Raw genomic sequence first — 13121 nt, forward strand, 5'->3', positions numbered from 1 at the left:
CGCGCCGGCGCTCCAGGACCGGGCGACCCGTGCCGATCCCTGGACCATGTCGTGTCGACCGTCCCTGCGCGGGCTGGCCATCGCCCTGGCCGCAGCCACCGTCGTCCCCGTCCTCGCGGTCCCCGCTGCCTCGGCGGAGGAGCCGCAGACCGTCGTCGACGTCCTCAAGGTCGTCGACGGCGAGTACGTGGTCGAGACGGTCACGGTCCCGGCCGCGGGTGCCGAGGCGACGGCGGCGGACCTGGAGGACGCCCCGGAGGTCGTCGCCGCCAGCCCGCAGGTCGTGTACCAGGTCGACGGGCAGCCCGACCCGTACTGGGACGCGGACGACCCGGGCGCCGTCAGCCACGTCCGGGACGTGTGGCCGCGGACCCGCGGAGCCGGCCAGGTCGTCGCCGTGCTCGACACCGCCGTGGACCTGACGCACGAGGACCTGGCCGGCGCGGTGGTGCCGGGCACCGACATCGCCGGGGGTGCGGTCGACGGCTGGCACGGGCTGGGCGTCGCCGGGGTGATCGCCGCCCGGGCGGACAACGGCCTCGGCTCGGCCGGGATGGCCCCCGACGCCCGGGTGATGCCGGTCCGGGTGTGCAACGACGCCGGCTGCAGCTCCGGCTCGGTCGCCCGAGGGATCCTGTGGGCGGTCGACCACGGCGCCGACGTCATCAACATGTCGCTGTCCGGCGCCGGGTACAGCGACGTCACCCTCGGGGCGATCCAGTACGCCCTGGGCAAGAACATCTCGGTCGTCGCCTCGGCTGGCAACAGCGGGCTCGACGGCAACCCGGTGATGTACCCCGCGGCCAACAGCGGCGTCATCGCCGTCTCCGCCACCGCGCCCGACGGCGCGCCCGCCGACTGGGCGGTGCACGGCTGGCAGGTCGACGTCTCCACCGTCGGGGACGGCGTGCTGATGCCCATGCCCGGCGACGGCTACGGCAACGGCACGGGAACGTCCTTCTCCGGCCCTGCGGTCGCCGGCGCCGTTGCGCTGCTGCGCAGCAGCCGGCCCGGCATCACCACCGAGGAGGTGCAGGCCGCGCTGCAGGCCGGCGTGGACAGTGCAGCCTGGGACCGCGCCTGGGGCGCCGGCCGCCTCGGCGTCCCCACTGCCCTCGCCGCTTCCGACCGCACGGCCGCCGCACCCACCGTCACGACCTCCCCGCAGACCCTCGACGTCTCCTGGGCGCCGGTCGCCGGGGCCACCGGGTACACGGTCCGGGTCGACGGCACTGTGCGCGCCACCGTGACGGGCACGAACGCACGGGTGACCGGGCTGACCGACGGCAACCAGGTCGCGGTCGACGTCCAGCCGAGCAACGGCGACCGCAGCCGGCCCGTCCTGGCCACCGTCGGCCCCACGGCGCCCGGCGTCCCCACCCTGCACTCGGCCAGCATCTCCGGCACCAGCACGAGCGCCGTCGTCAACCTCTCGGTCTCGGTCGCCGGCGCTGTGGCGCCGAAATACGGGATCATCCGGGACGGGGTGAGCATCGGGGCGGTCTCCTGGACGCCGTCCAGCACCCCGCGGACGCTGTCGCTGCAGATCGGTCCGATGCCGACGCAGGAGACCCGCTGGCAACTGCGGGCCGTGGACGCCCTGGGCCGCACCTCGGCCGCGTCCAACGCCGTGGTCGCCGGGTCGGGCCGGCCGCCGGCACCCGTCACGCCGCCCACCGGCCTGGCCGGCCGGGTCGACGGTGACCAGACCCTGCTGACCTGGGACGACCTCGGCACCGCCTACACCTACCGGGTCAGCGTCGGCGGGACCGTGGTGGACACCCCGCAGACCGCCGGATCCGCCCTCCCGGCCCCGCCGGCGGGCGGGCAGCGCAGCTACGACGTCGCCGTGGTGGACGCGTGGGGCCAGGCGGGTCCGACCGCCCGGGTGAGCGTGACCTCCCCGGTCGCCGCCGTCCCCGGCGCGCCCACCGGCGTCTCCGCGGTGGCGGGGGACCGGCAGGCGACCGTGTCCTGGACGGCCGCACCCGCCAACGGCAGCCCGGTCGCGGAGTACCGGGTGACCGCGTCCCCCGGCGGGGCGTCGGTGACGACCACCGGGACCACCGCCACCGTCCCCGGCCTCGTCAACGGCACCGCGTACACGTTCACGGTCACCGCGGCGAACGCCGTGGGGACCGGCCCGGCCAGTTCCGCCAGCCCGGCGGTGACCCCGGTCGCGCCGGTGAGCGTGCCGGGAGCCCCGACCGCGGTGACGGCGGTGGCCGGCAACGGCCGCGCGGTGGTGTCCTGGTCGGCCGCGCCGGACAACGGCAGCCCGGTCACCGCCTACACGGTGACGGCGTCCCCGGGCACGGCCACGGCCACGACCACCGGCGCCACCACCGCCACGGTGACCGGACTGCAGAACGGCACCAGCTACGTGTTCCGGGTGACCGCCGCCAACGTGGCCGGCACCGGACCGGCCAGCGCGGCGAGCGCCGCGGCCACGCCCCGGGCGCCCAGCGCCATCACCGTCGCGCACCAGGCCACCGGCGGGGACGTCGGGCCGTGGGGGGCGCCGACCGGCGCGGAGATCTGCGGGCTCCGGGACGGCGGCTGCTACCGCGGCTTCTCGCAGGGCACGGCGTACTGGTCGGCGGCCAGCGGGGCGCACCTGGTCAGCGGCGCCGTCGCCGCGCGCTGGGCCGCCCAGGGCTGGGAGTCCGGCCCGATGGGCTACCCGCTCACCGACACCGTCTGCGGCCTGCCCGACGGCGGGTGCGCGCAGACCTTCCAGTCGGCGCGTGTCTACGCCAGCGCCTCCACCGCCGCGCGCGCGGTCTGGGGGGCCATCGCCGGGCACTACGTCGCCGGGGGAGCGCAGAGCGGTGCGCTCGGCTACCCGACCACCGAGGAGATCTGCGGACTGCGTTCCGGTGGCTGCTACCAGGGCTACCAGCGCGGCACCGTCTACTGGTCGGCCGCCAGCGGCGCGCACACGGTCAGCGGGGTCGTCGCCGGGCGCTGGGCCGACCAGGGCTGGGAGGGCGGGCCGATGGGCTACCCGGTCACCGACACCGTCTGCGGCCTGGCCGACAACGGCTGCTTCCAGCACTTCCAGGTCGGGTCGATCTTCTCCAGCGCGACGGGCGGAGCCCGCCGGGTGTGGGGCGCCATCCGTGACCGGTGGGCGGCCGAGGGCTGGGAGTTCGGGGCCGTCGGCTACCCGGTCACCGAGGAGGTCTGCGGGCTCCGGTCGAGCGGGTGCTACCAGGGGTTCCGCAACGCCACCGTCTACTGGTCGCCGACCACCGGCGCCTTCGCCCTCTCCGGCCCGATCCGGGACGCCTGGGCGGCGCAGGGCTGGGAGACCGGGAAGCTGGGCTACCCGACGTCCCGGATGACCTGCTCGTCGACGACGTCCTGCACCCAGGCCTTCCAGGGCGGGACGGCGAGCTGGACCGCCGGGACCGGGGTCCGGGTCTCCCGGTAGCCGGCCCGGGCCGTGGGGCCCGCGGGACGGGAGGGGTCGCCCGCCGGGTGTCGCGCCCGTGGGTGCCCCCGTCTCGGGGGTCCGCTGCCGATGCTCAGGGCGGTCCCCCCTCTGCCCTGGAGTTGAGCGTGCGCGCTGCCCGACGACCGCTGACCGCGCGGTCCCTGCTGCTGGCGGCCGTGGTCGTCCTCTCCGCGGGTCAGTTGGCGCTCCCGGACGCCGCCCGCGCCGAGGAGCCGGCAGACGTGGCGGCCGGGGACACCGTCGTCGGTGAGCTCGTCCAGGCCTGGCCGGAGCACCAGGACCCGGCCGCGGCCGCCGAGCACGCCGACGAGGGCCCGCTGACCTGGGTGGAGACGCCGGACGGCGAGGCCGTCCGCATCCCCACCGAGTCGATCGAGGACGTCGCCCGAGCCTCGGTGGGTGCCACGGTCGAGGTGACCGTCGGGGACGAGGTCGAGGACGAGGCGTCCGCCGAGGCCGGGCTGGACCCGGCGCGCGAGGTGCTGGAGGCAGCGGTCGTACAGGCCGCTCCCGCCGCGCCGGCGGCACCGACGGCTGCCGCCGGTGCCCTGACCCACGAGGTCACCGTCGTCATGGTGGTGCCGGCAGGGGGCGTGGGCGACCACAGCTGGCTCGACGGCGTCGTGGACCTGGTGGACGGACCCGTCGCCGCGTTCTGGGCCGGGCAGAGCGACGGCAGGGTGCGCATCGGGGTCACCGCCGCTGAGGACCGGCGAACCACACCGATGACGGCCGACTGCTCCGACCCCTTCGGGCTGATGACGCAGGCCGCGGCCTCCGTCGGCTGGACGGCCGGGCCGGGCAAGCACCTCCTCGTCCACCTCCCCGACTCCTCCCCGGGGTGCGCCGCCGGCCTGGCCGAGATCGGGACGTCCCTGGGCAGCGGCGGACGGCTGTACGTCAGCAACTTCTGGATCAGTCCGGAGACGATGGGCAACGTCGTCGCCCACGAGCTGGGACACAACTTCGGCCTGGGCCACGCCTCGGCGAAGCAGTGCGACCGGGTGGTGGAGGCCGGCACGTGCCGGGTCGTCCGCTACGACGACTGGTACGACGTCATGGGCACCTCCTGGAGGTACGTCGGCAGCTTGAACCCGCCACACGCGGCACGGCTCGGCCTGCTCCCGGCCGCGGAGCGGGTCGCCCTCACCGCGACCAGCGCGACGGCCGTCCACACTCTCGCGCCGGCCGCCGCCGCCGGTGGGACGCGGGCGATCTCGCTGACCGGTACCGACGGCACGGTCTACTGGCTGGAGAACCGCCAGGCGGTGGGCCAGGACACCTGGTTGACCTCCCCGTACGACGACACACCCGCCTTCGACACCGGCGTGCTGCTGCGCCGGGGGGCGGAGCAGCCGGACACCTCGCTGCTGCTGGACGGGACCCCGTCCCCGCCCTCGGGCTGGGACGACGACATCCGGGTCGCCCTGCCGGTCGGGACGCCGGTCCCGGTGGCCGGCGGGGACTTCACGGTCACCGTCCAGGCCGTCGACGGCAGCGCGACGGTCCGCGTGGTCACCCGGGCCGGCGCGTACAGCGCCGACGCCGCCGTGGAACTGCTCCCCGACCAGCAACTCGCCGCCGGCCAGAGCCTGATCTCGCGCGACCGCCGCTACCGGGCGGCAGCTCAGGCCGACGGCAACCTGGTGGTGTACTCCTCCGACGGCCGGGTGCTGTGGGCCAGCGGGCGCCATGCCCCAGGTGCCCGTCTGGTGCTGCAACGCGACGGCAACCTGGTCTCGCTCGCCACCGACGGGCGCCGCATCTGGGAGTCCCGGACGGCGGGGCGCGGGGCCGTCCGGCTGGTGATGCAGGACAACGGCGACCTGGTGCTCTGGCGCGCCGACGGCGTCGCGGTGTGGTCGACCGGCTGGGACACCCCCGACCGGCTCCGCCCCGGGCAGGTGCTGGAGGGGAACCAGCAGCTGGTGTCGGCCAACGGGCGGTACCGGGCGGTGGCGCAGGCCGACGGCAACCTCGTGGTGTACGCCGCCGACGGCCGGGTGCTGTGGGCCAGCAACCGGTACGCCGCGAACGCATGGACCGTCCTACAGACCGACGGCAACCTGGTGACCTACGGCAGGGACGGCCGGCCGGTCTGGGACACCCGGACCTGGGGCGCGTGGGGCGCGCAGCTGGTGATGCAGGACAACGGGGACCTGGTGCTCTGGCGTGGTGACCGGGTGCCGCTGTGGTCGACCGGTTGGGACACCCCCGACCGGCTGCGTCCCGGCCAGGTGCTCGAGCGCGACCAGCAGTTGGTGTCGGCCAACGGGCGGTACCGGGCGAAGGCGCAGTCCGACGGCAACCTGGTCGTGTACGCCGCCGCCGACGGCCGGGTGCTGTGGGCCAGCAACCGGTACGTCACCAACGGCTGGACCCTCTTGCAGACCGACGGCAACCTGGTCACCTACGGCAGGGACGGCCGGCCGGTCTGGGACACCCGCACCTGGGGCGCCTGGGGTGTCCAGTTGGTGATGCAGGACAACGGGGACCTGGTGCTGTGGCGCGGCGACCGGGTGCCGCTGTGGTCGACCGGCTGGGACACCCCTGACCGGCTCCGCCCGGGCCAGGAGCTGATCGAGGGGCAGCGGCTCGTGTCAGCGAACGGCCGATGGAGTCTCAGCCTGTACAACCAGGATCTCCAGGTCTTCTCCGTCGCAGATGGAACGCCCAAGTGGCATTCGAACACGGAGGACTACAACGCCTCTGGTGAACGGGTCGTCATGCAGACCGACGGCAATCTGGTCGTCTACACGCGCGACGGTGGCGCCGTGTGGAGCAGCCGCACCTGGGGGAACCCGGGCGCCTACGCCGTCATCCGGGACGACGGGCACCTGGCGATCCACCGGGCCGATGGCCGGTACCTCTGGGGGACCTGACCGAGCCGTGCCGGCTCAGCCGTCGGCGATCGTGCAGAGCACGGCGCCGCTGGTGACGGTGGCGCCCACCTCCGCCGACAGCCCGGAGACGGTGCCGGCCTTGTGCGCGGTGATCGGCTGCTCCATCTTCATCGCCTCGAGCACGAGGACCAGGTCGCCGGCGGCGACGGTCGCGCCGTCCTGAACCGCGACCTTGACGATCGTTCCCTGCATCGGCGAGGTGAGGCTGTCGCCGGAGGCGCCCGACCCGCCGCCGCTGCGGCCGCCCCGGCTGCGCGGCTTGGCGCCGCCCGCCGCGGGCGCTCCGCCGCCGACGGCCAGGCCGGCCGGCAGCGACACCTCCAGCCGGCGGCCGCCGACCTCGACGACCACGGTCTGACGTGGCTCGTCGTCCTCGGCCTCGACAGGAGCGGCCGTGTACGGCGGCACCTGGTTGTCCCACCCGGTCTCGATCCACCGGGTGTGCACGCTGAACGGCTCGGCGGTGAACGCCGGGTCGCGGACGACGGCGCGGTGGAAGGGCACCACGGTCGGCATGCCCTCCACGACCAGCTCGTCCAGGGCACGGCGGGCGCGCTGCAGCGCCTCGGTGCGGGTGGCGCCGGTGACGATCAGCTTGGCCAGCATGGAGTCGAACGCGCCGACGACCTCGCCGCCGGTCTCGACGCCGGAGTCCCAGCGGACGCCGGGACCCTGCGGGATCTCCAGCCGGGTCACCGGTCCGGGCGCCGGCATGAAGTTGCGGCCGGCGTCCTCGGCGTTGATCCGGAACTCGATGCTGTGCCCGCGGGGCACCGGGTCCTCGGTGATCTCCAGCGGGTGGCCGTCGGCGATCCGGAACTGCTGGCGGACCAGGTCGATGCCGGCGGTCTCCTCGCTGACCGGGTGCTCGACCTGCAGCCGGGTGTTGACCTCCAGGAAGGAGATCGAGCCGTCGGCGCCGACCAGGTACTCGACCGTGCCGGCGCCCACGTAGCCCGCGGCCAGGCAGATGGCCTTCGCCGAGAAGTGGATCCGCTCGCGCTGCTCGTCGGTGAGGAACGGGGCGGGCGCCTCCTCGACCAGCTTCTGGTTGCGGCGCTGCAGCGAGCAGTCGCGGGTGCCGACCACGATCACGTTGCCGTGGGTGTCGGCCAGCACCTGAGCCTCGACGTGCCGCGGCTGGTCGAGGAACCGTTCGACGAAGCACTCCCCGCGGCCGAAGGCGGAGACCGCCTCGCGGACCGCCGAGTCGAACAGCTCGGGGATCTCCTCGAGGGTGCGGGCCACCTTCAGGCCCCGGCCGCCGCCGCCGAACGCGGCCTTGATGGCCACCGGCAGGCCGTGTTCCTCGGCGAAGGCGACGACCTCGGCGGCGTCGGCGACCGGGTCCTTGGTGCCCGGCACCAGCGGCGCCCCGGCCTTGGTCGCGATGTGCCGGGCGGCGACCTTGTCGCCGAGGTCGATGATGGCCTGCGGCGAGGGCCCGATCCAGGTCAGCCCGGCGTCGATGACGGCGGCGGCGAACTCGGCGTTCTCGGAGAGGAAGCCGTACCCGGGGTGGACGGCGTCGGCCCCGGACTTCCGGGCGGCGTCCAGGATCTTGTCGATGACCAGGTAGGAGTCGCCGGGCGTCGTCCCGCCGAGGGCGAACGCCTCGTCGGCGACCCGGACGTGCAGCGCGTCCCGGTCGGGCTCGGCGTACACGGCCACGCTGGTGAGGCCGGCGTCCGTGCAGGCGCGGGCCACGCGCACCGCGATCTCGCCGCGGTTGGCGATGAGGACCTTCTCCACTGGTGTCTCCGTCCGTCGACCAGAGCGGACTGTAGCCAGCGCGGCGGGCGGCGGTCCGGGCGGGGCGGGCGACCCGGGACGTCCCCAGAACGGGGGGAGCGAGGCGGGGACCGGTCGCCCGGGGAGCGGGCTGCCCTACAGTTCCCGGATGCCCGACGACCGTGACACCCCGGCCGACGCCGTGGTGGCGCAGCCCTACAACGCCGCCTTCGACGAGTTCCCGGAGGCCTACGACGAGCTCCGAGCGGCCGGGCACATGGCCCGGCGGCGGGCCGACTACTTCACCGACGTCGTCGACGCGGTCCCGGGGACCGTGCTGGAGATCGGCTGCGGCACGGGCACCCTGCTGCGGAACCTGGCGGCCCGGCGACCGGACCGGCAGTTCATCGGGGTCGAGCCGCTGGCCAACTACGTCGAGTTCGCCCGGGGCAAGGCGGCCGCGGCCGGGACCGGCAACGTGCGGTTCGAGGCGGCGACGGGCGAGACGCTGTCCTCGGTGGTGGAGCCGGAGTCGGTGGGACTGGTGATCAGCGTCGACGCACTGCACCACGTGACCGACACCGACCAGGTGGTGCGGGAGGTGGCGCGGGCGGCCGTGCCGGGCGCGCGCTGGCGGGCCATGGAGCCCAACCGGGTGCACCCCTACGTCTGGGTCTACCACGTGGCCACCGCGGGGGAGCGGACCTTCAACGCCCGCGACTTCCTGCGCCGGGCCCGGCGGGGCGGCTGGGAGCTGGTCGGCCGGCACAACATGTACCTGTACCCCAGCGGGGTGACGCAGCTGCCGGCCTGGGCGGAGCGGGTCGAGCTCCGGTTCGAGCGCCTCCGGCCGGTGGCCGGCGCGGTCGTGCTGGACCTGCAGCTGCGCTGAGCCCGGCGGCGGCCGGGGGGCTCAGCGCCGCCAGAGGTCGGTGATGGTCAGCCCCAGGGCCAGGAACTGGGTGCGCAGCAGCGGCAGCGACAGGCCGATGACCGACGACGGGTCGCCCTCGATGCGCCGGACGAACGGCGCTCCCAGCCCGTCCAGGGTGAAGGCGCCGGCCACCGCGAGCGGCTCGCCGGTGGCCAGATAGGCCTCGACCTCCGCCCGGCTGGGCGAGGCGAAGTGGACGACGGTGGACGTGACGCCCACGTCCCGGGCGGCGATCGTGCCGCCGCGGACGTCGAAGACCGCCTGGCCGGTGTGCAGCGTGCCGCTGCGCCCGGCCATCCGCTGCCAGCGGGTGCGGGCGTCCGCCGCGTCGGCCGGCTTGCCCATCACCTCACCGCGGAACTCCAGCACCGAGTCCGCCGCGACGACGAGCGCGTCGGTCTCGCGCCGGGCCACGGCCTGCGCCTTGGCCGAGGCCAGCAACGCGACCAGCTCGCCCACCCGCGGCGAGGTCACCGTGGACTCGTCGACGCCGCTGACCACCACCTCGGGGGCCAGCCCCGCCTGCCGCAGCAGCTGCAGTCGCGCCGGGGAGGCCGAGGCCAGCACCAGCCGCCGGTCGACGGTCACGCGGACCACCCCGCCGCGCGCCAGCCGCCCGGACCGGCCTGCAGCGGCCGGCGGACCCGGTGCGCCGGGGACGCCCAGCCGCCCACCGGGGTGGGCCGCCGACGGGGACGGCGCCGGGACAGCGCCGCGACGACGACGGTCAGCGCAGCCAGCTCCTCCGGGCTCGGCTCGCCCTTCACGACCCGCAGCAGGGGGGTCTGCGCCTCGCTCACAGGGGGATGTTCCCGTGCTTCTTGGGCGGCAGCGTCTGGCGCTTGTTCGCCAGCAGCCGCAGCGCCCGGACGACCTGGATCCGGGTGTGCGAGGGCCGGATCACCGCGTCGACGTAGCCCCGGTCGGCGGCGACGTAGGGGTTGGCCAGGGTGTCCTCGTACTCGGTGACCAGCTCGGCCCGCTTGGCCTCGGGGTCCTCGGCGGCGGCGAGCTCCTTGCGGTAGAGGATGCCCACCGCGCCCTGGGCGCCGATCACCGCGATCTGGGCGGTGGGCCAGGCCAGGTTCACGTCGGCGCCCAGGTGCTTGGAGCCCATGACGTCGTAGGCCCCGCCGTACGCCTTGCGGGTGATCACGGTGATCTTCGGGACGGTGGCCTCGGCGTAGGCGTAGATCAGCTTCGCGCCGCGCCGGATGATGCCGTCCCACTCCTGGGAGGTGCCCGGCAGGAACCCGGGGACGTCGACGAAGGTGAGCACCGGGATGTTGAAGGCGTCGCAGGTGCGCACGAAGCGGGCCGCCTTCTCGCTGGCGTCGATGTCCAGCGTGCCGGCGAACTGGGTCGGCTGGTTGGCCACCACCCCCACCGGCCGGCCCTCGACCCGGCCGAAGCCGACCAGGATGTTGGGCGCCCACAGCTCCTGGACCTCGAGGAACTCCCCGTCGTCCAGCACGTGCTCCACGACGGTGTGCATGTCGTAGGGGGTGTTGGGGGAGTCGGGGATGAAGGTGTCCAGTTCCAGGTCGTCGTCGGTGACGGCCTCGGGCAGCGCGATGTCGACCGGGGGCACCTCCACCACCGGCAGCGGGTCGAGGTTGTTGCTGGGCAGGTGGGCCAGCAGCGCCTTGACGTAGTCCAGCGCGTCCGCCTCGTCGGCGGCCAGGTAGTGCGCCACCCCGGACTTGGTGTTGTGGGTGCGTGCGCCGCCGAGCTCCTCGAGGGTGACGTCCTCGCCGGTCACCGTCTTCACCACGTCCGGGCCGGTGATGAACATCTGGCTGGTCTTGTCGACCATCACGATGAAGTCGGTGAGCGCGGGGGAGTAGACGTGCCCGCCGGCCGCGGCGCCCATCACCAGGGAGATCTGCGGGACGACGCCGGAGGCGTGCACGTTGCGCCGGAAGATCTCGGCGTACAGACCGAGGGAGACCACGCCCTCCTGGATCCGCGCGCCGCCGCCCTCGTTGATGCCGATGACCGGGCAGCCGTTGCGGACGGCGAGGTCGAGCACCTTGACGATCTTCTCGCCGTACACCTCGCCGAGGCTGCCGCCGAACACGGTGACGTCCTGGGAGAAGACGCAGACCGGGCGGCCGTCGACGGTGCCGTACCCGGTGACCACGCCGTCCCCGAAGGGCCGCTTGGCGTCCATCCCGAAGTTGGTCGAGCGGTGCCGGGCGAACTCGTCGAGCTCGGTGAACGAGCCCGGGTCCAGCAGCGCCTCGATCCGCTCCCGGGCCGTCATCTTCCCGGCAGCGTGCTGCTTCTCCACCGCGCGCGCGGACCCGGCGTGGGTGGCCTCCTCCGCGCGGCGCTCGAAGTCGGCCAGCTTCCCGGCGGTCGTGTGGACGTCGACGTCGCCGGGCACGTGCTCCCCGGCGTCCTCCAGCTCGGCAGCGCTCACGGCGTCATGCCTCGCTCCGCTCGGAGGTTCGTTCCGCTCCTCGCTCGCTGCATCACAGGTCGCCTCCGCGGTCGTTCCGCTCCTCGCTCGCTGGCGCTCGCTGCGATGCTCGCGACCTGTCGGCTCCTGCGCTCGCTGCGATGCTCGCTCACGGGTCCGTAGCGTAGTGACGTGACCGACAGCGGCTCCCCAGCACCCGGACGGCCGCCGCTGGACGGCGCCGCGCTCACCGCCGCGCTCGTCGGCGGCGGGCTGTGGCGGTCGGTCGAGGTCGTCGAGCGGATCGGGTCCACGAACGCCGCGCTGGTCGCGGCGGCGGCCGGGGACGCCCCCGAGGGCACCGTGCTGGTCGCCGAGCACCAGGAGGCCGGCCGCGGACGGCTGGACCGGGCCTGGACGTCCCCGCCGCGCGCCGGCATCACCGTCTCGCTGCTGCTGCGTCCCGACGTCCCCGCCGCCCGCCGGGCGTGGCTGTCCCTTCTGGTGGGGGTGGCCCTCGGCGAGGCCGTCGCCGAGGTCGCGGGCGTCCGGGCGTCGCTGAAGTGGCCCAACGACCTGCTCGCCCCGGACGGGGCCAAGCTCGCCGGCATCCTGGCCGAGAGCTCCGGCCGGGCCGTGGTGGTCGGCGTCGGGCTCAACGTGTCGACGACGGCCGCCGAGCTGCCCGACACCGGGACGTCGCTGGCCCTGGCCCGCGGCGCCGACGTCGACCGGCAGGCGGTCCTGGTCGCCTTCCTCCGCGGCGTCGAGCGGCGGTACCGGCGCTGGGTGGAGGTGCTCGGCGACCCGGTCGCCTCGGGGCTGGCGCAGGACTACCTGGCCTGGTGCTCCACGGTCGGGACGACGGTCACGGTGACCCTGCCCGACGGCTCCACCCTCGAGGGCGTCGCCGAGTCCGTGGACTGGGACGGCCGGCTGCTGGTCCGCGGCCCCGCCGGCCCGGTGGCGCTGGCCTCCGGGGACGTGCGGCACGTACGGCGCACCTCCTGACCCGCCTGCCCCACCCGGCGCACGCCCCGGCCGGAGATGCGTGACCGCGTCGTCGCAGCGAGTCATCCTGCCGGGGTGGCGTACCCGGACAAGGTCCTCGGCGAGGACGAAGAGGTGGTGCGGCACCTGCACCCGCACTGGCGGACGGTGTTCTGGCCGGTCGTCACCTTCCTGCTCCTCGTCGGTGTCGCCTCCTTCGGGACGGCGCTCGTCCCGGCCGGCCCGGGGCAGGGGCTGTGGCGGCTGGTCGTGGTGGGCGCCGCACTCGTCCTGGCCGTCGTCCGGGTCGCCGTCCCGCTGCTGCGCCGGCGCACCACCCACTACGTGCTCACCACCCACCGGGTGCTGTACCGGGTGGGCGTGTTCACCTGCACCGGCCGGGACGTCGGGCTGTCCCGGATCACCGACGTCTCCTACCGGCAGACACTGTGGGACCGGGTCGTGGGTTCCGGCACGGTGACCCTCGAGACGGCCGGGGAGGGCGGGCCCACCGTGCTCACCGCCATCCCGGACAGCGACGGGGTCCAGCAGCTGCTCAGCGAGCTGGTCGAGGAGGACGCCGAGCGCCGGGCGCAGCCCGCCACCGGCTCCCGCACCGAGCAGTTCGCCTGGGACACCCGCCCCTTCGTGTGACCGGCGACCGGCCCTGTGACCGGTCCGTCACGGCGTGCCTGGCCG

Annotated in this window: 9 protein-coding genes; 5 read left to right on the top strand and 4 right to left on the bottom strand. The window is 74.9% G+C overall.

Annotated elements, in window-relative coordinates; genetic code table 11:
• The first annotated feature begins 46 nt into the window (after window positions 1-46).
• Window positions 47-3436 carry a S8 family serine peptidase gene (locus tag ACWIX6_RS04435; protein ID WP_448615631.1) on the top strand — a complete coding sequence of 1130 codons (3390 nt, stop codon included), beginning with the start codon at window positions 47-49 and terminating at the stop codon, window positions 3434-3436.
• 128 nt (window positions 3437-3564) lie between these two features.
• Window positions 3565-6342 carry a zinc-dependent metalloprotease family protein gene (locus ACWIX6_RS04440; protein WP_448615632.1) on the top strand — a complete coding sequence of 926 codons (2778 nt, stop codon included), beginning with the start codon at window positions 3565-3567 and terminating at the stop codon, window positions 6340-6342.
• Between the two features lie 15 nt (window positions 6343-6357).
• On the opposite strand, the gene ACWIX6_RS04445 is transcribed toward ACWIX6_RS04440, so the two are convergent.
• Window positions 6358-8115 (bottom strand): acetyl/propionyl/methylcrotonyl-CoA carboxylase subunit alpha, encoded by a 1758-nt coding sequence (locus ACWIX6_RS04445; RefSeq protein ID WP_448615633.1) that lies wholly within the window; start codon window positions 8113-8115, stop codon window positions 6358-6360.
• A 148-nt stretch (window positions 8116-8263) separates the two neighbouring features.
• Here ACWIX6_RS04445 and ACWIX6_RS04450 point away from each other — a divergent pair, with 148 nt between their 5' ends.
• Entirely contained in the window at window positions 8264-8986 is a 723-nt protein-coding gene (locus ACWIX6_RS04450; protein WP_448615634.1) for a class I SAM-dependent methyltransferase, read from the top strand.
• Between the two features lie 21 nt (window positions 8987-9007).
• On the opposite strand, the gene ACWIX6_RS04455 is transcribed toward ACWIX6_RS04450, so the two are convergent.
• Genes ACWIX6_RS04455 through ACWIX6_RS04465 form a run of 3 tightly spaced genes read right to left on the bottom strand, consistent with a single transcriptional unit; the run spans window position 9008 to window position 11453 of the window.
• The gene (locus tag ACWIX6_RS04455; protein WP_448615635.1) at window positions 9008-9616 is read right to left on the bottom strand and encodes a Maf family protein; all 609 of its coding nucleotides are present in this window, start codon (window positions 9614-9616) and stop codon (window positions 9008-9010) included.
• Complete coding sequence (locus tag ACWIX6_RS04460; RefSeq protein ID WP_448615636.1) at window positions 9613-9828, bottom strand: acyl-CoA carboxylase subunit epsilon; 216 nt, start codon at window positions 9826-9828, stop codon at window positions 9613-9615. Before ACWIX6_RS04460 ends, ACWIX6_RS04455 begins: the two co-directional genes overlap by 4 nt.
• Window positions 9825-11453 (bottom strand): acyl-CoA carboxylase subunit beta, encoded by a 1629-nt coding sequence (locus ACWIX6_RS04465; protein WP_448615637.1) that lies wholly within the window; start codon window positions 11451-11453, stop codon window positions 9825-9827. Before ACWIX6_RS04465 ends, ACWIX6_RS04460 begins: the two co-directional genes overlap by 4 nt.
• A gap of 171 nt (window positions 11454-11624) precedes the next feature.
• On the opposite strand from ACWIX6_RS04465, the gene ACWIX6_RS04470 reads away from it, so the two are divergent.
• Window positions 11625-12443, top strand: coding sequence for a biotin--[acetyl-CoA-carboxylase] ligase (locus tag ACWIX6_RS04470; RefSeq protein WP_448615638.1), 819 nt, complete (start codon window positions 11625-11627; stop codon window positions 12441-12443).
• 75 nt (window positions 12444-12518) lie between these two features.
• On the top strand, window positions 12519-13076 hold the full coding sequence (locus ACWIX6_RS04475) for a PH domain-containing protein (RefSeq protein ID WP_448615639.1): 558 nt from the start codon (window positions 12519-12521) through the stop codon (window positions 13074-13076).
• Window positions 13077-13121: the final 45 nt, after the last annotated feature.

Source organism: Modestobacter sp. URMC 112 (assembly GCF_053502575.1).

Excerpts from the sequence above, each read along its gene's own strand:
- ACWIX6_RS04435 (WP_448615631.1), top strand. The coding sequence starts at position 47 with ATGTCGTGTCGACCGTCCCTGCGCGGGCTGGCCATCGCCCTGGCCGCA.
- ACWIX6_RS04450 (WP_448615634.1), top strand. The coding sequence starts at position 8,264 with ATGCCCGACGACCGTGACACCCCGGCCGACGCCGTGGTGGCGCAGCCC.